General features: G+C 46.2%; 17 protein-coding genes. 10 read left to right on the forward strand and 7 right to left on the reverse strand.

The genetic code is table 11. From position 1 onward, the window contains the following. Window positions 1-42: 42 nt before the first annotated feature. From RJ47_RS19305 to nadC, 4 genes are all read right to left on the reverse strand, one after another. Window positions 43-1269, reverse strand: coding sequence for a type II secretion system F family protein (locus RJ47_RS19305; RefSeq protein WP_039486284.1), 1227 nt, complete (start codon window positions 1267-1269; stop codon window positions 43-45). Between the two features lie 12 nt (window positions 1270-1281). Then, on the reverse strand, window positions 1282-2970 hold the full coding sequence (gene pilB / locus RJ47_RS19310; protein ID WP_039486287.1) for a type IV-A pilus assembly ATPase PilB: 1689 nt from the start codon (window positions 2968-2970) through the stop codon (window positions 1282-1284). Between the two features lie 5 nt (window positions 2971-2975). Then, window positions 2976-3389, reverse strand: a complete 414-nt coding sequence (locus RJ47_RS19315) for a pilin (protein ID WP_039486290.1) — start codon at window positions 3387-3389, stop codon at window positions 2976-2978. Between the two features lie 256 nt (window positions 3390-3645). Beyond that, window positions 3646-4533 carry a carboxylating nicotinate-nucleotide diphosphorylase gene (nadC, locus tag RJ47_RS19320; protein ID WP_039486293.1) on the reverse strand — a complete coding sequence of 296 codons (888 nt, stop codon included), beginning with the start codon at window positions 4531-4533 and terminating at the stop codon, window positions 3646-3648. Between the two features lie 141 nt (window positions 4534-4674). Here nadC and ampD point away from each other — a divergent pair, with 141 nt between their 5' ends. Beyond that, on the forward strand, window positions 4675-5229 hold the full coding sequence (gene ampD / locus RJ47_RS19325; RefSeq protein ID WP_039486295.1) for a 1,6-anhydro-N-acetylmuramyl-L-alanine amidase AmpD: 555 nt from the start codon (window positions 4675-4677) through the stop codon (window positions 5227-5229). A 53-nt stretch (window positions 5230-5282) separates the two neighbouring features. Here ampD and fldB read toward each other — a convergent pair whose 3' ends face one another. Further along, entirely contained in the window at window positions 5283-5804 is a 522-nt protein-coding gene (fldB, locus tag RJ47_RS19330; protein ID WP_038137631.1) for a flavodoxin FldB, read from the reverse strand. 163 nt (window positions 5805-5967) lie between these two features. Between fldB and xerD the strand changes: the two genes are divergently transcribed. The 7 genes from xerD to lpdA all read left to right on the forward strand — a co-directional run bounded on the left by xerD (window position 5968) and on the right by lpdA (window position 16965). Then, window positions 5968-6864, forward strand: coding sequence for a site-specific tyrosine recombinase XerD (gene xerD, locus RJ47_RS19335; RefSeq protein WP_039486298.1), 897 nt, complete (start codon window positions 5968-5970; stop codon window positions 6862-6864). Window positions 6865-6892: 28 nt separating this feature from the next. Beyond that, window positions 6893-7636, forward strand: a complete 744-nt coding sequence (locus tag RJ47_RS19340; RefSeq protein WP_039486300.1) for a thioredoxin fold domain-containing protein — start codon at window positions 6893-6895, stop codon at window positions 7634-7636. Between the two features lie 107 nt (window positions 7637-7743). Continuing rightward, window positions 7744-9480 (forward strand): single-stranded-DNA-specific exonuclease RecJ, encoded by a 1737-nt coding sequence (gene recJ, locus RJ47_RS19345; RefSeq protein ID WP_038191312.1) that lies wholly within the window; start codon window positions 7744-7746, stop codon window positions 9478-9480. 356 nt (window positions 9481-9836) lie between these two features. Beyond that, entirely contained in the window at window positions 9837-10604 is a 768-nt protein-coding gene (pdhR, locus tag RJ47_RS19350; RefSeq protein ID WP_005475680.1) for a pyruvate dehydrogenase complex transcriptional repressor PdhR, read from the forward strand. Window positions 10605-10652: 48 nt separating this feature from the next. After that, window positions 10653-13316, forward strand: coding sequence for a pyruvate dehydrogenase (acetyl-transferring), homodimeric type (gene aceE / locus RJ47_RS19355; protein WP_038137622.1), 2664 nt, complete (start codon window positions 10653-10655; stop codon window positions 13314-13316). 30 nt (window positions 13317-13346) lie between these two features. After that, window positions 13347-15269 (forward strand): pyruvate dehydrogenase complex dihydrolipoyllysine-residue acetyltransferase, encoded by a 1923-nt coding sequence (aceF, locus tag RJ47_RS19360; protein ID WP_039486303.1) that lies wholly within the window; start codon window positions 13347-13349, stop codon window positions 15267-15269. A 268-nt stretch (window positions 15270-15537) separates the two neighbouring features. Continuing rightward, window positions 15538-16965 (forward strand): dihydrolipoyl dehydrogenase, encoded by a 1428-nt coding sequence (gene lpdA / locus RJ47_RS19365; RefSeq protein ID WP_005475672.1) that lies wholly within the window; start codon window positions 15538-15540, stop codon window positions 16963-16965. Window positions 16966-17079: 114 nt separating this feature from the next. Here lpdA and RJ47_RS19370 read toward each other — a convergent pair whose 3' ends face one another. Beyond that, window positions 17080-17694, reverse strand: coding sequence for a LuxR/HapR/OpaR family quorum-sensing transcriptional regulator (locus tag RJ47_RS19370; RefSeq protein ID WP_005475688.1), 615 nt, complete (start codon window positions 17692-17694; stop codon window positions 17080-17082). A 301-nt stretch (window positions 17695-17995) separates the two neighbouring features. Here RJ47_RS19370 and hpt point away from each other — a divergent pair, with 301 nt between their 5' ends. After that, a complete protein-coding gene (gene hpt / locus RJ47_RS19375; protein ID WP_038137618.1) occupies window positions 17996-18526 on the forward strand; it encodes a hypoxanthine phosphoribosyltransferase in 531 nt (176 codons plus the stop codon). 70 nt (window positions 18527-18596) lie between these two features. On the opposite strand, the gene can is transcribed toward hpt, so the two are convergent. Continuing rightward, window positions 18597-19265: a carbonate dehydratase gene (gene can, locus RJ47_RS19380; protein WP_039486305.1), complete on the reverse strand. Its 669-nt coding sequence runs from the start codon at window positions 19263-19265 to the stop codon at window positions 18597-18599. Window positions 19266-19623: 358 nt separating this feature from the next. On the opposite strand from can, the gene RJ47_RS19385 reads away from it, so the two are divergent. Beyond that, window positions 19624-21294 carry a SulP family inorganic anion transporter gene (locus tag RJ47_RS19385; protein WP_039486307.1) on the forward strand — a complete coding sequence of 557 codons (1671 nt, stop codon included), beginning with the start codon at window positions 19624-19626 and terminating at the stop codon, window positions 21292-21294. Window positions 21295-21318: the final 24 nt, after the last annotated feature.

The following is a 21318-nucleotide window of genomic DNA, read 5'->3' on the forward strand; positions in this document are numbered from 1 at the left end:
AGATGAAAGAAAGTGCCAAGCACAAAATAGTAAAGGCTAATACTATCCTAATACACTCATTAAGTTAAAGATCGGCAAGTACATAGCGACCACTAAGCCTCCTACTACCACACCAAGGAAAATAATAATCATAGGCTCTAGGACTTTTCCTAGATTATCGACGGTGTTATCAATTTCAAACTCATAGATGGTGGCGACTTTATTGAGCATGTCATCTAAGCTTCCCGATTCTTCGCCAATCATCACCATTTGCAGCACCATTTCAGGAAAGGTTTGTGAGTTTCGCATCGCAATGTACATCGGCATGCCTGCTGCGGTATCGGCATAAACTTGTTCGATGACGTTTTGATAGTGAATATTATTGGCGGTTTTCGCTGATGTTTTTAAGCATGAAAGTATCGGGATACCAGCACTAAAACTCGTTGCCAACGTTCGGCTAAACTTCGCAATGGAAGCTTTGCTAATGATGGTACCAATTATTGGGATGTTTAAGCTTGCTCGACTTGTTGCCAATTGAATGCGGAAGGATTTTTTTCGTCCGAGTTTTAACAGCAAAAACGCGATGGCAAGCGCCATAAACACCATGCCTGAATAAGATTGAACCCAGTGAGAGAGAATAAGGACCTGCGCGGTAAACCAAGGCAGTTCAGCGCCAAATCCGGAAAACATTGACTCAAACTCTGGTATGACGACGGTTAACATTAAATAAGTGACCGATAACGCGGTAATCACAACCATGGATGGGTAGATCAGAGCTTTGATTACTTTTGCTCTCAGTTGTTCTGACTTTTCTCGATAAGTTGCAATTCGTTCAAACACTTCAGCTAGGTTACCAGATTGCTCACCGGTTGCGACAAGGTCTACGTATAAGGTGTCAAAATGCGTGCTCGCTGTTCGCAGCGTTTTTGATAGTGGTGTGCCAGATTCAACCCCTTTCACTATTTGGGACAAAATCGATTTCATCTCGGCTTTACGGTGATTATCTGCGACTAACTTAAGAGCCTGAATCAAGGGCACGCCCGTCATCAGCATCGTCGCTAACTGCCTCGTTAAAATCGTAATGTCTTTGCGTTTTACGCGCTGCGTTATGCGTTTGTATAAGGAAAGATTGCGCTTTTTCAGCTTTTTGACTTGGATATGTTGTTCTTTCAGTTTGTCTCGTACCTCGTTTTCGTTCAGCGCTAATAACTGACCTGAAACTGGTTTGCCGATGCTATTGAGACCTCGCCAATGGAAGCTTTTTAATTGGTTCTTGTATCGATTTTTCACATGAACTTCCCGCTATAAGTAGAGTACGCGTTGCAGCTCAGAGACACTAGTAATGCCTAAACGCAACTTTTCTAAGCCAGATTCTTTTAATGTTGCCATCCCTTCACTACGAGCAAGTTGCTCGAGGCTTTGGATTGAAGAGCCCTGCGCGATGGCTTGAGATAAGGTAGGGGTAAAGGACATGACTTCGTAGATGCCAACACGTCCTACGTAGCCGTTATTACATTCTGAACACCCATCGCTAGATGCACGATAAAGAGTTTCACCTAGGGTTAGGTCGAGTCCTATCGCGTGAGAGTGGTCGACTTGATAAGCGATTTTGCAATGATTACACAAACGTCGAGCAAGCCGTTGGGCGATAATCAAACTGAGTGAAGAGGCGATATTAAAGGGTTCTACGCCCATATTGCTGAGTCTAGCGACACTTTCTGCGGCAGAGTTTGTGTGCAAAGTCGAGAGCACGAGGTGGCCAGTTTGGGCGGCTTTAACGGCAATCTCTGCGGTCTCAATATCTCGGATTTCACCCACCATTACGATGTCTGGGTCTTGGCGGAGAAATGCGCGTAAGGCTTGCGCAAAACCAAAGCCAATCTGAGGTTGGACTTGGACTTGATTGATACCAGAGAGGTTGATTTCTACGGGATCTTCCGCTGTCGCGATGTTCACTTCCGCCGTGTTTAATAGTTTTAATCCGGTATAGAGTGAGACGGTTTTACCACTGCCCGTTGGTCCCGTCATAAGGATTAGCCCTTGTGGGCGGCGTAATGCATTCAGGTATTGCTGTTTTTGTGTGTCATTATATCCGAGGGCATCAATGTTAAGACTCGCCTCACTGCTATCTAGCAAGCGGAGGACGATTTTTTCTCCCCACAAGGTGGGTAATGTTGAAACGCGCATATCAATTGCGGTACTGGTGCCGATTTTTAGTTTAATACGCCCATCTTGCGGAAGCCGCCGTTCTGCGATGTCGAGTTTGGAGAGAATTTTCAATCGGGCGGCTAAACGTCGACTTAAATGATGTGCAGGTTGCTGGATTTCGACCAAAATACCGTCACAGCGAAGCCTGACGCGGTAGGAATCTTCATAGGGTTCGAAGTGAATGTCGGATGCCCCTTTTCGCACAGCATCAAGCAGAATTTGATTGATATAACGACTCACCGGAGCGGTGTCTAAGCTGAGATCTTCAATGGTGCCGATTTCATCATCGGAAACATCGACCAGCTGTTCGAGGTCTTGCTCATTGAGCTCTTTTTTTGCTGATAGTCCCGTCTCTATTGTTCGGCCATAGAGTTTACGAATTGCACTATGAAGCGCTTTTATATCGGCAAGAACTAGCTCAATTTGCCGACCCGTCGCAAAGCGAAATTCATCTTCTAGTTCAAGGTTTGTCGGATCGGCAATGGCAATAGTGAGTTGCTGAGCACTTTCATAGAGTGGCAAGGCTTGGTGGCGGGTGATGAGTTCCCTCAGCCCTAACCTTTGACAAATCGCAGCGTAGTCAAATTGGTCAATCTCTACTTTCGGCAGGCCAAAAATGTGTGCGAGTTGCTCAGTCAGTTGCTGGTGTTCAATCAGGTTCAGAGTGAGCAAAGCCTCCGGCACGGATTGGCCGGAGGCTTGACAATGTTCGATAACGCTCGCTTCTTGCGCCGCATCCAAAAGGTGGGCTTGGCGCAAGATAGCTGGGAGGTTAGTTAGCATCAAGATTAGATTGAGCTATTGTAGCTGCATCCAGTTACGTTAATATCTGTACCGTTGTGTTCGCATGTCCACTGTCCTGCAGTAGAGCGTGATAGTTTAACCTTACTACCAGTGCCCGCCCCCTGGGTTACTTCTGCTAGGATATTATTGGCGGAGCTAACCGCACCGGAAGTGGCGTTAATTGTCCCTATCCCAAAAGCGGCGGATATAGATGGAAATTGATTTTGAAACGCAATTGTGTCTTCAGCTTGTGTTTTATATGCCGAAGCAGAGGCAAGGGCTGTACCCAAAGCGCTTTTCTTAACGTATCCCTGATATTGAGGGATGGCAATCGCCGCCAATACGCCGATAACTGCCACTACTATCATTAACTCAATCAGCGTAAAACCCTTTGCTTTACGGTTATTCGTTTGTTTCATTTGTACTCTCCAAAGTGAAAAAGATTATGTGCCTGAGAGCATAAAAGGGTTGAGTGGAGTGGGGTATGTGGGAAAAGGCGCTTTCCGAGTGGATTAGGGAAAGTTAATGTTTAGTTGCAGTGTGGCGGCAAAAGTTTTCGAGATATCGCACGGTTTAATGTGGTGTTTCTTATGATTGAAACAAAAACAGAGGCTTTGATGCCTCTGCTTAATAATTGAAAAATATGATTTTTATTCCAGAATCAATGGCTGCTATTTATTTAAATCGCATTGAAAGGTCGAGCGCTTTAAGGTGCTTGGTGAGTGCGCCAACTGAAATGTAATCTACACCAGTCTCAGCATATTCACGCAGTGTTGCTAACGTCACGTTTCCTGAGTTTTCTAGTGCGGCACGACCGGCATTGATTTTTACCGCTTCTCGCATCATCTCTGTCGTAAAGTTATCGAGCATGATGATATCAGCGCCAGCATCAATCGCTTCTTGCAACTCTTCTAAGCTTTCTGTTTCAACTTCAACAGGCTTACCTGGGTTGAGCTCTTTGGCCGTTTTGATGGTTTGAGAAATGCCACCATTAGCAATAATGTGATTTTCTTTAATTAAGTAAGCATCAAACACGCCAATGCGATGGTTAAAACCGCCACCACAGGCAACGGCATACTTCAAAGCGCTGCGTAAACCTGGAATGGTTTTGCGTGTGTCGAGAAGGCGACAGTTTGTCCCTTCAAGCTCGGCTGCGTATTGGGCGGTGATGGTTGCACAGCCGGAGAGTGTTTGAATGAAGTTCATCGCATTACGTTCGCCTGTCAATAACGCGCGCGAAGGACCTTCCAGAGTACACAATACTTGGTTTGGCTCGACTTTGTCGCCATCTTGCACATGCCAAGTAATCGTGACTTGACCACCGAGTTGCTTAAACACTTCATCAGCCCATGCTTGGCCACAAAATACACCGTGTTCGCGAGTGATAATGGTTGCTTCATTACGAGCGTCATCAGGAATTAGACTTGCGGTGATGTCTGCGGCTGGATCGAGAGTCCCACCTAAATCTTCTTTTATGGTGTCAGCGACAGCACGTGAGATTTCTAGAGGAAGTTGCTGCTTCAAATATTCGAGGCGTTCTTGGCTGTTGTGTGTGTTTTTCATCGCAAATCTAATACGCAGTTGGACAAGAGGTGGGCATGATACGCTGACTGTGGATGAAATTCAGCCTTTAATCTCGCATTTCATTGCTAAAGGGATAAAATCACAGAAAACTCAAAGAGTAACTTCAGAAAGAGCTCAGCTATGATTGATGATAGAGGTTGGTATCGACCGGCACGCCATGTTCCCTCGCCATTTTTTGATCAAAGAAGTGATGAGACGGATATTTCGCTATTGGTCGTACACAATATTAGTCTGCCACCGGGTCAGTTTGGCGGGCCATATATCGAGCAGTTCTTCACTGGCAAGCTCGATCCTAACGCGCATCCCTTCTTTAAGGTGATTCATACTATGGGCGTATCGGCACATTGCCTTGTTCGCCGTGATGGAGAGATCATTCAATTCGTGCCTTTTAATGCCAGAGCTTGGCACGCGGGCGTATCGAGTTTTGCTGGCCGAGAAAAATGCAACGATTACTCGATTGGCATTGAGCTAGAAGGCTGTGATTACGTAGCTTATACCGATGCGCAATATCAATCGCTGACAGAGCTGACTCAACAGTTGCAATTGCGTTACCCGCAGATCACTTCCTCAAGAATCACTGGCCATCAGTATATCGCGCCGCTTCGTAAGAGTGACCCGGGCTTAGTCTTTGATTGGCGACGTTTTCATGATGCATTAAAACGTTGTGAGAGCTGAGCTCAAGCTGATTAGAAAAGGGTTGGATCTATAACCAACCCCTAAAGCATTTGTTAAAGCGTCTCTTGATACTCAACCAGAACTTGTTCAACCCAAGTCGCGATGCGTTCGTCGCTGAGCTCGTATTGAGAGTCTTCATCTAGCGCTAAGCCGACAAACTTGCTCTGGTCTTCAGTTAAGGCTTTGGATGCTTCAAACTCATAGCTGTCGTCGTTTGGCCAGTATCCGATAAAATTCACTCCCGTTGCTTTGAGCTCATCGTGCAGCATGCCCATCGCATCAAGATACCATTCGCCGTATCCTTCTTGGTCACCCAGACCAAACAGTGCGACGGTTTTGCCAGCAAGAGACAGACCGCTGACCTGATCCCAAAGCTCATTCCAGTCTTCTTGAATTTCACCGAAGTCCCATGTAGAGATGCCAAGGAGCAGAAGATCGTAGTCAGCCATTAGGCTAAGAGGAGATTCTTTTACGTTGTGGATGTCGACAAGATCGTCACCGATGATCGCGCGAATTTTTTCTGCTGCCATCTCGGTATAGCAGGTAGTTGAGCCGTAAAATAGACCGATTTTCATAGCGTTTTGTTCTTTACTCGGGAGTTGATAGCGAATTCTAACCACAAATTGGCGAGGTTTGCAGCGAATATCGAAGGGAAAGGACAAATTTTATGGCTTTATTGCTTAGCCACACTTACATTGGAGCCATGTCGAAGAATTGAGGAATACCGTGTCTGAGGTAATGTCTCCTGAACAAGGACTTGTTGAACAGTTTTTAGATGCGATGTGGATGGAACGCGGGTTATCCGAAAACACATTAGCGTCTTACCGCAACGATTTAAGCAAACTGCTTCAATGGATGAGTAAGCATAACTATCGTCTAGATTTCATTAGCTTATCAGGTTTGCAGGAATATCAAACTTGGTTGGTAGACGAAGGGTACAAGCAAACTTCTCGTGCTAGAATGCTGTCGGCAATTCGTCGGTTATTTCAGTATTTGCATCGAGAGAAAGTCCGCGCGGATGATCCCAGCGCCTTACTCGTAAGCCCTAAATTGCCTAAGCGTTTACCCAAAGATCTCAGTGAAGCGCAGGTAGACGCGCTGCTTGATGCCCCCGATCCTAATGATCCCATGGAGCTTCGTGATAAAGCGATGCTGGAACTTTTGTACGCTACCGGGCTGCGTGTGACCGAGTTAGTGAGCCTTACCATGGAAAACATTAGCCTACGTCAAGGGGTGGTTCGTGTTACGGGTAAAGGGGGCAAAGAACGCCTTGTTCCGATGGGAGAAAACGCAGTCGATTGGATTGAAACTTTTCTTGAGCAGGGGCGGTCTGAGTTACTAGGTGAAAATACTTCCGATGTGGTCTTTCCAAGCAAACGGGCTCGGCAGATGACTCGCCAGACGTTTTGGCACCGGATAAAACATTACGCCGTGATAGCGGGTATTGATAGCGAAAAGTTGTCACCTCACGTATTGCGGCATGCGTTCGCGACGCACTTACTCAATTATGGTGCTGACTTACGGGTTGTGCAGATGTTACTCGGACATAGTGACTTGTCGACCACGCAAATTTATACTCATGTCGCCACAGAGCGATTGAAACAATTACACAGCGAGCACCACCCAAGGGCGTAGGCTCTCGCACAAAATGAAGGTGAACTTGATGAGCGTATTACGCCGTATGACTCTACTGACTCTGCCGTTGCTCCTTGCGGCCCAGAGTGTTTCTGCAAACGAAGTGACATTTGACAAAGCTCAGCTTGAAGCGCGCTTTGCAAAACTGGGTTTGGAAGTGAAGCAAGTGGTTCCTGCTGATATTGATGGTCTCGTGGAAGTGCAAACAACCGGTGGGGTGTTATTCGCTTCACCAACGGGTGATTACTTTCTTGCCGGGACCTTGTACAAGTTAGATGGGAATGGTCAGTACGAAGATGTACTTGCCAAGCGCCAGGCACCTATTAATGCGGCCAAAATTGAATCGTTCAAGGACAGCATGATCGAGTTCAAAGCCGACAACGAAAAGTACGTAGTGACGGTATTTACCGACATTACATGTGGTTACTGTGTTCGCCTACATAATCAGATGCAAGGCTACAATGAGCTGGGTATTACTGTTCGCTACATGGCATACCCACGTCAAGGTGGAACGGGTTCCGTCGCGGATCAAATGGCGGCCATTTGGGGGGCTGATAATCCTCAGTCTGCGATGCATGACGGTAAAGTAAACCGCAAGTTCCCAGAACAGAGCAAAGACTTTGCCAAGTATCAAGACATCATCAAACAGCATTATGCGTTAGGTCGAGAACTTGGTATTAGTGGAACGCCTGCTATCTTCCTTCCTAACGGCGAAATGGTGGGTGGTTACTTACCGCCAGCACAGCTTTTACAGCGCCTTGAACAGATTTAATAATCTGCTGACTTGATTGAATAAGATTGGGAGCGTCGTAATGCTCCCTTTTTGTTTATACTCAGACCACGTACCTTAGGTTTCCCCAACAAGACCTCACGATATTTATGATAGAAATTCAACGACGACCGGAAGTCGATCTCTCTCTGCTCCCTGACACCATTGCACCTCTGTTAAAACGCGTTTATATCAGCCGCGGAATTACATCGCCTGAGCAACTCGAAACAACGGCAAGAGCACTGCACTCTTATCAAAAACTGCACGGGATAGAGGCTGCTGTTGAGCTGCTTTTCAACGCAATTGCGGAGCAAAAGCGAATTATTGTGGTGGGTGATTTTGATGCCGATGGTGCAACCAGCTCTGCGCTTTCTGTGCTTGCGCTGCGCATGCTCGGCTCAAACAATGTTGATTATCTTGTTCCTAACCGCTTTGAAGATGGCTATGGCTTAAGCCCAGAGGTGGTAGATCAAGCGATCGAAATTGGCGCACAAGTGATCATGACGGTCGACAACGGCGTCTCTTCTATTGATGGTGTGCGTTATGCCAAAGAGCAAGGGCTAAAGGTATTGGTGACTGACCACCATTTACCTGGTCATGAACTGCCAAATGTTGATGCTATGGTCAATCCCAACCTTCAAGAATGTGCGTTTCCATCAAAAGCATTAGCAGGTGTGGGCGTGGCGTTTTATCTGATGATGGCGCTTTGTGTCCATATGCGTAAAAACGGTTGGTTTGCCCAGCAAGGAATGGCAGAACCGAAATTGATGGAGCTGATTGACCTAGTGGCGCTAGGTACAGTGGCTGACGTTGTGCCGCTGGATGAAAACAACCGTATTTTAGTCCATCAGGGATTGCAGCGAATTCGCGCAGGTAAAGCGCGCCCGGGAATTCAAGCTTTGATTGAAGTCGCTAAGCGTGATGCAAGGCGATTGGTGGCGTCTGACTTTGGCTTTGCTTTAGGTCCGCGCATTAATGCCGCGGGGCGCTTGGATGATATGTCGTTTGGTGTTGAGCTTTTGATGGCGAGTAACATCCATGCAGCTCGTCGAATGGCAAGTGAGTTGGATGGACTAAACCAGACGCGCAAAGAAATTGAAGAAGGCATGAAGCAAGAAGCGATGGCTTTTTGTGAGCGCTTACAGTTTGGTGATAGCGATATGCCCCATGGTTTGGTCTTGTTCCAACGCGATTGGCACCAAGGCGTGATTGGGATCTTAGCATCGCGAATCAAAGAGAAGTTTCATCGCCCTGTAATAGCGTTTGCTGATGGAGGTGAGGGAAGCATTAAAGGCTCATGTCGTTCGATTCCTGGCCTGCATATGCGTGATGTGCTCGATCGCATCGATACTCAAAATCCAGGTTTGATTGTGAAGTTTGGTGGGCATGCGATGGCGGCAGGCTTGACGATTATGGAAAGCAACTTTGAGCGTTTTGCTAAGCTGTTTGATGAGGCGGTGAAACAGGACTTAGACGAAGCTGCGCTCAAAGGTGTGATTCTTTCTGATGGTGAGCTAAAGCCGGAGGAATTCTCTATGCACACGGCTGAAATGCTTCGTGCTGGTGGCCCTTGGGGACAGGCGTTTCCGGAGCCTTTGTTCGATGGCGAGTTTAAAGTCTTACATCAGAAGTTGGTGGGAGAGAAACATCTCAAATTAATGCTTGAGCCTCTACATAAAGGCCACCCAACCAATATCATGATCGATGGGATTGCCTTTAACGTTGATTTGCGACGTTGGCCGGACGCGTCAGTCAAGACCGTTCACTTAGCTTATAAGCTAGATATCAATGAGTTTCGTGGCAATCAGTCATTGCAGTTGATGATTGACCATCTGGAAGCCCGCTAACGCTTTGCGCTTGGTAGGTTAACGATAGGGTTGATGCGTTCCATCAACCCTTTTTGATTTTCTAAGGCTGCGCATCTTTCTTCTCATTCCCTAATAACCTTTCATATTTATTTAAAACTCGCCTATCAAACTGTGATAGCTAGCACGCTTTCTTCCCATCTGTTTACAAATTGTAATTGGTCAGACCAATTTGATTGATGTTTTAATCCACTATTGTTATCAAGATGTTGAAGCGTGACCTGTTCTATGATTTAGGTCAACTTTTGTCTGGAACTTGCGTTTTAATTATGTTAATTTCCTCGCCAACATAAAATTGGTATTACCAATTGACTGCAAAGAGTAGAAGAATAACAACTATGGCTTATCAAAGGATTCGTCAGCCAAAACTTTCTGATGTCATTGAACAAGAGTTAGAAAGGCTGATTGTGGAAGGAACATTGTCTCCGGGGCAACAATTGCCGCCAGAGCGCGAGCTGGCTAAACAGTTTGATGTGTCTCGTCCTTCAATCCGTGAGGCAATTCAACGCCTTGAAGCGAAGCGTCTTCTTACTCGTCGACAGGGTGGTGGCACATTCGTTAGCGAAAACATCTGGACCAGCTTTTCAGATCCTCTGCTAAATTTATTGTCTAGCCACTCAGAGACTCAGCTTGATTTACTGGAAACGCGTCATGCGATGGAAGGTATCTCAGCGTACTTTGCAGCCGTTCGTGGGACTGAAGAAGATTTCGCTCGTATCGAGGCAAGCCTCGAAAAAATCAGTGAGCAACAAACTGAGAAAAACATTGAAGCGGAAGCCGCTGCAGTTATGCAGTTTCTGATCGCTTTAACGGAAGCGGCGCATAACGTAGTGCTGCTGCATATTGTTCGCAGTTTAGCGCCATTGCTTGAGCAGAATATCTTACAGAATTTAAAGCTCTTACACCGCCGCGATGAAGTGGTCGAAAAAGTAAGTAAACACAGAGCTAATATCGTGGAAGCGATCGTTTCAGGTAAGCCAGAAAAGGCGCGTGAAATGTGTCATTCACACTTAGCTTATATTGAAGAAACATTGTTGGATTTGACTCGTGAAGAGTCGCGCAGAGAGCGCTCTTTGCGTCGAATTCAACAAGGTAACGACTCTTGAAGTCGTTGCGTAAATAACTAGATCCAACCAACAGAAGGATAGATCGCCATGTCTGACATGAAGCATGACGTAGACGCACTGGAAACTCAAGATTGGCTGCAAGCCCTAGAGTCAGTAGTACGTGAAGAAGGTGTAGAACGTGCACAGTTCCTACTAGAAACTGTTCTAGAGAAAGCACGTCTAGACGGCGTTGATATGCCAACTGGTATCAACACGAACTACATCAACACGATTCCGGCAGCACAAGAGCCAGCATACCCAGGTGATGTGACTCTTGAACGTCGTATTCGCTCAATCATTCGCTGGAACGCAATCATGATCGTATTGCGTGCATCTAAGAAAGACCTAGACCTTGGTGGTCACATGGCTTCTTACCAATCAGCGGCTGCATTCTACGAAGTCTGTTTCAACCACTTCTTCCGCGCTCCAAATGAGACGGACGGTGGCGATCTAGTTTACTACCAAGGTCATATCTCACCGGGTATCTACTCTCGTGCATTCGTTGAAGGTCGTCTAACTGAAGAGCAGCTAGATAACTTCCGTCAAGAAGTAGATGGCAAAGGTATCCCATCATACCCGCACCCTAAACTAATGCCTGAATTCTGGCAATTCCCTACAGTATCTATGGGTCTTGGTCCAATCTCTGCGATCTACCAAGCTCGTTTCCTTAAGTACCTAGAAGGTCGTGGTCTTAAAGATACTTCTGCTCAACGTGTATACGCTTTCCTAGGCGACGGTGAGATGGATGAGCCAGAATCACGTGGTTCTCTATCTTTCGCTGCGCGTGAGAAACTGGACAACCTTTGTTTCCTAATCAACTGTAACCTACAGCGTCTAGATGGCCCTGTAATGGGTAACGGTAGCATCATCCAAGAGCTAGAAGGTCTGTTCAAAGGCGCTGGCTGGAACGTTGTTAAGGTTATCTGGGGCAACAACTGGGATGCACTACTGGCGAAAGACACGTCAGGTAAGCTTCTACAGCTAATGAACGAAACTGTAGATGGCGACTACCAAACATTTAAATCTAAAGATGGCGCATACGTACGTGAGCACTTCTTTGGTAAGTACCCTGAGACAGCTGCATTGGTTGCAGACATGACTGATGACGAAATCTTCGCACTTAAGCGTGGTGGTCACGACTCTTCTAAACTGTACGCAGCTTACAAGAACGCAGCAGAAACGAAAGGTCGTCCAACAGTAATCCTAGCGAAGACTGTTAAAGGTTACGGCATGGGTGAAGCGGCGGAAGGTAAGAACATCGCGCACCAAGTTAAGAAGATGGACATGACTCACGTACTACACCTACGTGATCGTCTAGGCCTTCAGGACATCCTAACTGACGAAGCAGTGAAAGAACTTCCATACCTGAAACTTGAAGAAGGTTCAGCGGAATACGAATACCTACACGCTCGTCGTAAAGCACTAAAAGGTTACACGCCACAGCGTCTACCTAAGTTCACTCAAGAATTCAAAGTGCCTGAGCTAGAAGAGTTCGCTCCGCTACTAAGCGAGCAGAAGCGTGATATCTCTACAACAATGGCTTACGTTCGTACTCTTAACATCCTGCTTAAGAACAAGAACATTGGTAAGAACATCGTTCCTATCATCTGTGACGAAGCTCGTACGTTCGGTATGGAAGGTCTGTTCCGTCAGATCGGTATTTACAACCCGCACGGTCAGAACTACACACCTCAAGATCGCGACATTGTTTCTTACTACAAAGAAGCAACGTCAGGTCAGGTTCTACAAGAAGGTATCAACGAGCTAGGCTCAATGGCATCTTGGGTTGCGGCTGCGACTTCATACAGCACCAACGATCTGCCAATGATCCCGTTCTACATCTACTACTCTATGTTCGGTTTCCAACGTGTTGGCGACATGGCGTGGATGGCTGGTGACCAACAAGCTCGCGGTTTCCTACTAGGTGCTACTGCAGGTCGTACTACGCTAAACGGTGAAGGTCTACAGCACGAAGACGGCCACTCGCACATCATGGCGAACACGGTTCCTAACTGTATTTCTTACGACCCAACATTCGCTTACGAAGTTGCAGTCATCATGCAAGATGGTATTCGTCGTATGTACGGTGAGAACCAAGAGAACGTGTTCTACTACCTAACGGTAATGAACGAAAACTACGCAATGCCAGCAATGCCAGAAGGCGCTGAAGAAGGCATCCGTAAGGGTATCTACAAGCTTGAGTCTTACGCAGGTGACAAGTCTAAAGTTCAGCTAATGGGCTCTGGTACTATCATGAACGAAGTACGTAAAGCAGCGACTATCCTGAGCGAAGAGTACGGCATCGCATCTGACGTGTTCTCTGTAACATCGTTCAACGAGCTAACTCGTGACGGTCAAGACGCAGAGCGTTACAACATGCTTCACCCAGAAGCAGAAGCGAAAGTACCTTACATTGCACAAGTAATGGGCAGCGAGCCAGCTATCGCCGCGACTGACTACATGAAGAACTACTGTGAGCAAGTTCGCGCGTTCATGCCTTCTGAGTCTTACAAAGTACTTGGTACTGATGGTTACGGCCGTTCTGACAGCCGTGAGAACCTACGTCGTCACTTCGAAGTTAACGCGGGCTACGTAGTTGTTGCAGCTCTTACTGAGCTAGCGAAACGTGGTGATGTTGAGAAGTCAGTCGTCGTTGAAGCGATTGCTAAGTTTGACATCGACACTGAAAAAACAAACCCACTTTACGCTTAATACAGCGCTTAACTAGAAGGTAAATAAGCAATGGCAATCGAAATTAATGTACCTGACATCGGTGCGGATGAGGTTGAAGTTACTGAGATTCTTGTAAGCGTTGGCGACAAGGTTGAAGAAGAACAGTCTTTGATCACTGTTGAAGGCGACAAAGCTTCTATGGAAGTTCCAGCGTCTCAAGCAGGTATTGTTAAAGAAATCAAAGTAACTGAAGGTGATTCTGTTACGACTGGTTCTCTAATCATGATTTTCGAAGCCGAGGGTGCAGCAGCTGCTGCACCTGCTCCTGCGGCAGAAGCGGCTCCAGTAGCGGCTCCAGCTCCAGCAGCAGCGGCCCCAGTTACAAACGAGCTTAAAGAAGTTCACGTTCCAGATATCGGCGGCGACGAAGTCGAAGTGACTGAAATCATGGTTGCAGTTGGCGACAGCATCGAAGAAGAGCAATCTCTTCTGACTGTTGAAGGCGACAAAGCTTCAATGGAAGTTCCAGCACCATTCGCTGGTACGCTAAAAGAGATCAAAGTTGCTGCTGGCGATAAAGTAACAACTGGTACTCTAATCATGGTATTCGAAACTGCAGGTTCAGGCGCAGCAGCGGCTCCAGCAGCAGTAGAAGCTCCAGCGGCACCTGCGGCGGCAGCAGCTGAGAAAGAAGTGAATGTTCCTGATATCGGCGGTGACGAAGTAGAAGTTACTGAGATCATGGTAGCGGTTGGCGACACAGTAGAAGAAGAGCAATCTTTAATCACTGTTGAAGGCGACAAAGCTTCAATGGAAGTTCCAGCACCATTCGCTGGTACAGTAAAAGAAATCAAGATTGCAGCGGGCGATAAAGTCACGACTGGCTCTCTGATCATGACTTTCGTTGTTGAAGGCGCAGCTCCAGCACCTGTTGCAGCTCCAGCACCTGTTGCAGCTCCTGCTCAAGCAGCGGCACCTGCGGCTGCACCAGCTCCTAAAGCTGAAGCTCCAGCGGCAGCAGCTCCTGCAGCGACTGGTGATTTCCAAGAAAACAACGACTACGCACACGCGTCTCCAGTTGTTCGTCGTCTTGCTCGTGAATTTGGCGTAAACCTATCTAAGGTTAAAGGTACAGGTCGTAAGAGCCGTATCCTAAAAGAAGACGTTCAAGCTTACGTTAAAGATGCGCTTAAGCGTCTTGAGTCTGGCGCAGGTGCAGCAGCATCTGGCAAAGGCGATGGTAGCGCACTTGGTCTTCTACCTTGGCCAAAAGTTGACTTCAGCAAGTTCGGCGAAACTGAAGTTCAGAAGCTTTCTAAGATCAAGAAGATCTCTGGTGCAAACCTACACCGTAACTGGGTAATGATCCCTCACGTTACACAGTGGGACAACGCTGACATTACTGAGCTAGAAGCATTCCGTAAAGAGCAGAACGCTATCGAAGCGAAGAAAGACACGGGCATGAAGATCACGCCACTTGTGTTCATCATGAAAGCAGCAGCGAAAGCACTTGAAGCGTTCCCAGCGTTTAACTCTTCTCTTTCTGAAGATGGCGAAAGCATCATTCTTAAGAAGTACGTAAACATCGGTATCGCAGTAGATACGCCTAACGGTCTAGTTGTTCCTGTATTTAAAGATGTGAACAAGAAAGGCATTTACGAGCTATCTGAAGAGCTAATGGCTGTGTCTAAGAAGGCACGTGCTGGTAAGCTAACGGCTGCTGACATGCAAGGCGGTTGTTTCACAATCTCTAGCCTTGGCGGCATCGGCGGTACGGCATTTACACCAATCGTAAATGCACCAGAAGTAGGTATCCTAGGTGTGTCTAAGTCTGAAATGAAGCCTGTGTGGAACGGTAAAGAATTCGAACCACGTCTACAGCTTCCACTGTCTCTATCATACGACCACCGTGTGATTGATGGCGCGGAAGGTGCTCGCTTCATCACGTTCTTGAACGCAGCGCTATCAGATATTCGTCGTCTAGTTCTTTAATAGAAGTCAGATGGTTGAGAGGCGGCACATTTAGCCGCCTCTACTAATAATAATTACCAAACAATTTGATTGCAGACCTTAGACTCAATAAGGTTTTCTCAAGCGAATTGTTGTCTAGCTCACAGGCTAAATTGATTTACTTTTCACACCATTAACATCTCTGTAAACTGATGTCGGTCTGAAAATAACTGTTTAAAACAAACTGACTTGAACATAGTGAATCAATACCCACTCAGCCTGTTAGGGATTATGACTACAAGAGGTCAAAATGAGCAAAGAAATTAAAGCCCAAGTAGTAGTACTTGGTGCAGGTCCTGCTGGTTACTCTGCCGCATTCCGTTGTGCAGACTTAGGTCTAGAAACTGTTCTTATTGAACGTTACAGCACTCTTGGTGGTGTTTGTCTGAACGTGGGTTGTATCCCATCGAAAGCACTACTACACGTATCTAAAGTTATCGAAGAAGCGAAAGCACTTGCTGAGCACGGCATCGTGTTTGGTGAGCCACAAACTGATATCGACAAGATCCGTAAGTGGAAAGAAAAAGTTATCAACCAACTAACTGGCGGTCTTGGCGGTATGGCTAAGATGCGTAAAGTTAATGTGGTTAACGGTTTTGGTAAATTTACTGGTCCTAACACGATTGAAGTGGACGGTGAAGAAGGCAAAACAGTGGTTAACTTTGACAACGCGATCGTTGCAGCGGGCTCTCGTCCAATCAAACTGCCATTTATCCCACACGAAGACCCACGTATTTGGGACTCAACTGACGCACTTGAGCTGAAAGAAGTTCCTGGCAAGCTGCTTATCATGGGCGGTGGTATCATCGGTCTAGAAATGGGCACGGTTTACCACTCTCTAGGTTCTCAAATCGACGTTGTTGAAATGTTCGACCAAGTTATCCCAGCTGCGGATAAAGATATCGTGAAAGTTTACACTAAGCGTATCAAGAACAAGTTCAACCTAATGCTTGAAACCAAAGTAACAGCAGTTGAAGCGAAAGAAGACGGTATCTACGTTTCAATGGAAGGCAAAAAAGCACCAGCAGAAGCTGAGCGCTACGATGCTGTTCTAGTTGCTATCGGTCGTGTACCTAACGGTCAACTTCTTGATGCAGAAAAAGCAGGTCTAGAAGTCGATGAGCGCGGTTTCATCAACGTTGATAAGCAAATGCGTACTAACGTTCCTCACATCTTTGCTATCGGCGATATCGTTGGTCAGCCAATGCTTGCGCACAAAGGTGTGCATGAAGGTCACGTTGCTGCTGAAGTTATTGCTGGTAAGAAGCACTACTTCGACCCTAAAGTTATTCCTTCAATTGCTTACACAGAGCCAGAAGTGGCGTGGGTTGGTAAGACTGAGAAAGAAGCGAAAGCTGAAGGCATCAACTACGAAACAGCGACATTCCCATGGGCTGCTTCAGGCCGTGCAATCGCATCTGATTGTGCAGATGGTATGACTAAGCTTATCTTCGACAAAGAGACTCACCGCGTGATTGGTGGTGCTATCGTTGGTACTAACGGTGGTGAACTACTAGGTGAAATCGGTCTTGCAATCGAGATGGGTTGTGATGCAGAAGATATCGCGCTAACTATCCACGCTCACCCAACTCTACATGAGTCTGTTGGTCTAGCGGCGGAAGTGTTTGAAGGGACGATCACTGACCTTCCAAACCCGAAAGCGAAAAAGAAAAAGTAATTTTTCTTGAAGATTGATAGTAAAAAACCGCTGATAATTCAGCGGTTTTTTTATACCTGACAGAAATAAAAAAGCTGATACCTGAGTATCAGCTTTACCAGTAGTGAGTTTTGATCAGTGGTCACGTTTGTAGATGCACAGCATATCCAAGTAACTTTGGGTTAGCTTAGACAGTGCATCTGTGTTTTGTACACGATTGGCTTGTACAAACAGCGAGTAACAAATGCCGTGGAACAGTGTCGCAAGATCGGCTGGATCATGCTGGTCACAGACTTCACCACGTTCAATCGCTTTGATAAACATGTTCTGTACTAGAAGCTGATTTGTGCGGTTAGTGGTGACAAACAGTGGCCATACTTCATCGCGCGTTGATGCACTCCACTCAAACCACACTTTTAGCCAGTGGCAATCATTGGCAACGAGGTTCACCATTGCCGATGTGAGGTTCTCTAGGTTATCTTTCGCGTGAAGATCTAAATCAATATTGTCCGATAGAAAATTCGAGAACTGACGCACGACATAGTTCAGAACGTCATCAACGAGATCTTCACGAGTCGGGAAGTAGTTAAATACGGTTGCGACTGAAACCTGAGCGATTTCAGCAATGTCTGCGTGACCTCCGCGTCCGATGCCACGACGAGCAAATACCTCCAGAGAAATCTCCATCAGTTGCTGTTTACGTTTTTGCGGAGACAGACGCGTGCGCGGTCTTTTCGCTATTGAGTCCATATCAATATCCTTGCCAATTGAGTTGTTTGTATTGGGCTTTGCCCTATTTAGTATTTTATTATTTGCTTAGAAGCATAATGAGTGTAATGGTGCATATAAAGAAGGTCAACGTTTTCAGTACACTTTATAACCACAATTGTTAATATACGTGCGGAACGTCATAGGGTTTAGTTGATGTGTGTGGCTTTTCTGATGCATGAGACTCTTTCTTTGTTGTTCCGCAATCGTTAAACTAGGCGCTTGAAAACATCAGCTACTATTTCAGAAATGAATGTTAGCCCACGCGATAAATGAGATTGGTATGAAACATACAGTAGAAGTAATGATTTCTGAGCAAGAAGTCAGCGAACGAGTGAAAGAGTTAGGCAAACAAATCAGTGAACACTACAAAGGCAGCGAGGATCTTGTTCTTGTTGGTCTTCTACGTGGTTCATTTGTGTTTATGGCTGATTTGGCTCGTGCGATTGATCTGACTCACCAAGTCGATTTCATGACAGCATCGAGCTACGGTAATACCATGGAAAGTTCACGCGATGTTCGTATTCTTAAAGATCTTGATGATGACATCAAAGGCAAAGACGTTTTACTTGTTGAAGACATTATCGATACAGGTAATACCTTGAACAAAGTGAAAGAGATCCTGACACTGCGTGAGCCAAAGTCAGTTGAGATATGTACTCTTTTGGATAAACCATCTCGTAGAGAAGTGGATGTCGATGTTAAGTGGATTGGCTTCGAAATTCCTGATGAGTTTGTTGTCGGTGTGGGTATCGACTACGCGCAGAAATACCGCCATCTACCATACATCGGTAAAGTTGTGCCTCAAGAGTAAATCAGTTCAGTAAGACAGATGCAAAAACGCCCGTGAAAGGTTCACGGGCGTTCTTTTTCAGGCTTAGTCGTTATCGGCAAAGAAGCTGCTGATCTGAATTGAGAATAGATTCCATCGCTTTTTGATATGAGGTTTCGACACTTTCCCTTGAGCTAGAACGTACCCCCAAGTACTGCAACTTACCATCGCCAATGCCGTAGACAACGCCATGAATCTCGACGTCTTGGCCGCGCTCCCAAGCATTTTGCATAATCGTTGAGTTCCCCAAGTTATACACTTGCTCCGCGACGTTGATCTCTCCGAGCTTATCAGCTTTATCTTCAGGTGCCATGCGATCTAGGTAGTCCCTATGCTTGAAGTACAAATCGCGAATGTGCAACAGCCAGTTATTGATCAGCCCCAGTTGTGGGTTGTCTATGGCCGCATTGACCCCGCCGCAGCCATAGTGTCCGCAGACGATGATGTGTTTGACCTTGAGTACGTCAACCGCGTATTGAACAACGGATAAACAGTTAAGGTCGGTATGGATTACCTGATTCGCAACGTTGCGGTGGACGAACAATTCACCAGAATAAAGCCCCGTTAAACGTTCAGCAGGTACTCGGCTATCAGAACAACCAATCCAGAGGAATCCGGGGTTTTGACCTTCTTCAAGTTTCGTGAAGTATTCTGGTCGCTCAGCTTTAATTGACTCAGACCATTTCGAGTTATTTTCAAATAGCTGTTTAATTTCCGGCATCTCGTTCGCAATCCTTAAAAAATTCTTGCACCACTATACACAATGTTACAATTTCGTTCCTATGATAATTGCTCGAAAAGGCACTCATCTGACGTGTTTGAGCGCTAAAAATCATAAACTTAGCACTCATCCTAACCAAAGGTTATAAAGTATGAGTTATGAGATGTAATTAACACTTATCTCTACTAGATAACATTTGGTAAAGTGATGAAAATAGCGACATTTCGCAGCAAATCGCTAATATTTCTCGTTATGTTTCGCTACAAAAAGAGTGGTTATTGGACTCAATTTTTGAGCCTGTATAGGGTAACCCAGAAAGTAAGGTGTCGTAGCCAAATTTTAAGCATGGAGCTGAGTTGTGTTTGGAAGTCGTTTTGAAGATATCAATCTCAAAGGAGATCTGTTTGGTGGTGTGACTACCGCCATCATCTCTTTACCATTAGCACTAGCGTTTGGTGTCGCCTCAGGAGCTGGCGCTGAAGCCGGGCTTTGGGGAGCCATAATGGTGGGGTTATTTGCCTCACTTTTTGGTGGCTCGAATACGTTAATATCAGAGCCTACTGGCCCCATGACGGTGATCATGACTGCCGTTTTAACCAGTATGATGGCGAAGTACCCTGAGACGGGGATGGCAATGACGTTCACTGTTGTGATGATGGCAGGTGCGTTTCAGATCTTGCTGGGTACGCTAAAGTTAGGAAAATACGTAACTTTGATGCCATATAGCGTCATCTCCGGGTTTATGTCGGGGATTGGCGTGATTCTGATTATTCTCCAATTATCCCCCCTCCTTGGTCACGCTGCACCTGCTGGTGGTGTAATTGGCACCTTATCTGCGTTACCTGATACGGTCGCCAATATGAAATTTAGTGAGCTATTTCTTGGCTTGCTGACTCTCGGGATCTTGTTTTTCTTTCCTAAGCGTTATCGTAAGTACGTTCCAGCTCAACTGGTCGCGCTTGTCGCTGTCACACTGCTTTCCGTCATTCTATTTGATACAGACTCGATTCGTCGTATTGGTGAAATTCCTGCAGGACTGCCTTCTTTAGTGATACCGCACATCGATGCGTCTATGTTTACAGAAATGGTCATTGATGCTTTGGTGCTCGGTACTCTTGGTTGTATCGATACCTTGTTGACTGCGGTTATCGGTGACTCATTAACACGGAAAGAACACGATTCAGACAAAGAGCTTCGTGGCCAAGGCTTAGCGAACATGATTTCCGGTTTGTTTGGTGCATTGCCAGGCGCTGGTGCGACTATGGGGACAGTAACAAACATTCAAGTTGGTGCCCGTTCGCCTCTGTCTGGCGTAATTCGTGCGCTAATGCTTGCATTAGTTGTACTGGTAGCCGGTGGCCTAACTGAGCCGATTCCGATGGCGGTTCTGGCGGGTATTGCGGTTTATGTTGGTTTCAACATCCTTGATTGGAGTTTTATCCAGCGTGCTCACCGAGTCAGTTTTGCCGGTATGGCGATCATGTATGGCGTAATGCTGTTGACTGTGTTTGTCGATTTGATTGTGGCAGTTGGTTTGGGGGTATTTATCTCAAACATCATCATCATCGAGCGCTTGAGTCGTGAACAAGCTCGCCAAGTGAAGGCGATCAGTGATGCGGATGAAGATGACGTACCGCTGTCTGACAGTGAACGCGGCTTGCTAGACATGGCCAATGGTAAAGTACTGTTCTTCTATCTTTCTGGCCCCATGATATTTAGCGTGTCGAAAGCGATTTCACGTCAGCACACCAGTATTTCTGATTACGAGGTGATGATTCTTGATTTGACCGATGTGCCGATGATCGATGTGACTGTAGGGCTAGCCCTAGAAAACGCGATTAAAGACGCGCAAGACGCTAATTGTGAAGTGTATCTTCTGTGTCCAAATGAGAAAACGCGCCAGCAACTAGAGAAGTTCCATGTGCTTGATTTGGTACCTGCTGCCAACACTTATAAATTCCGCTATGAAGCGCTTAAAGCGGCTATTCGTCATGTAGATACAGGTGAAGGTCAGTCAGAGCTAGTTTAGCCGCTAATTTTTAGAGAATGTCAC

It is taken from the genome of Vibrio sinaloensis (genome assembly GCF_000808535.1).
Taxonomy (GTDB): Bacteria; Pseudomonadota; Gammaproteobacteria; order Enterobacterales; family Vibrionaceae; genus Vibrio; species Vibrio sinaloensis_D.

Coding starts and splice junctions, on each gene's coding strand:
- hpt (WP_038137618.1), top strand. CDS start 17,996: ATGAAACATACAGTAGAAGTAATGATTTCTGAGCAAGAAGTCAGCGAA.
- can (WP_039486305.1), bottom strand. CDS start 19,265: ATGCCGGAAATTAAACAGCTATTTGAAAATAACTCGAAATGGTCTGAG.
- RJ47_RS19340 (WP_039486300.1), top strand. CDS start 6,893: ATGAGCGTATTACGCCGTATGACTCTACTGACTCTGCCGTTGCTCCTT.
- recJ (WP_038191312.1), top strand. CDS start 7,744: ATGATAGAAATTCAACGACGACCGGAAGTCGATCTCTCTCTGCTCCCT.
- RJ47_RS19370 (WP_005475688.1), bottom strand. CDS start 17,694: ATGGACTCAATAGCGAAAAGACCGCGCACGCGTCTGTCTCCGCAAAAA.
- aceE (WP_038137622.1), top strand. CDS start 10,653: ATGTCTGACATGAAGCATGACGTAGACGCACTGGAAACTCAAGATTGG.
- RJ47_RS19315 (WP_039486290.1), bottom strand. CDS start 3,389: ATGAAACAAACGAATAACCGTAAAGCAAAGGGTTTTACGCTGATTGAG.
- fldB (WP_038137631.1), bottom strand. CDS start 5,804: ATGAAAATCGGTCTATTTTACGGCTCAACTACCTGCTATACCGAGATG.
- lpdA (WP_005475672.1), top strand. CDS start 15,538: ATGAGCAAAGAAATTAAAGCCCAAGTAGTAGTACTTGGTGCAGGTCCT.
- ampD (WP_039486295.1), top strand. CDS start 4,675: ATGATTGATGATAGAGGTTGGTATCGACCGGCACGCCATGTTCCCTCG.
- pilB (WP_039486287.1), bottom strand. CDS start 2,970: ATGCTAACTAACCTCCCAGCTATCTTGCGCCAAGCCCACCTTTTGGAT.
- nadC (WP_039486293.1), bottom strand. CDS start 4,533: ATGAAAAACACACACAACAGCCAAGAACGCCTCGAATATTTGAAGCAG.
- pdhR (WP_005475680.1), top strand. CDS start 9,837: ATGGCTTATCAAAGGATTCGTCAGCCAAAACTTTCTGATGTCATTGAA.
- xerD (WP_039486298.1), top strand. CDS start 5,968: ATGTCTCCTGAACAAGGACTTGTTGAACAGTTTTTAGATGCGATGTGG.
- aceF (WP_039486303.1), top strand. CDS start 13,347: ATGGCAATCGAAATTAATGTACCTGACATCGGTGCGGATGAGGTTGAA.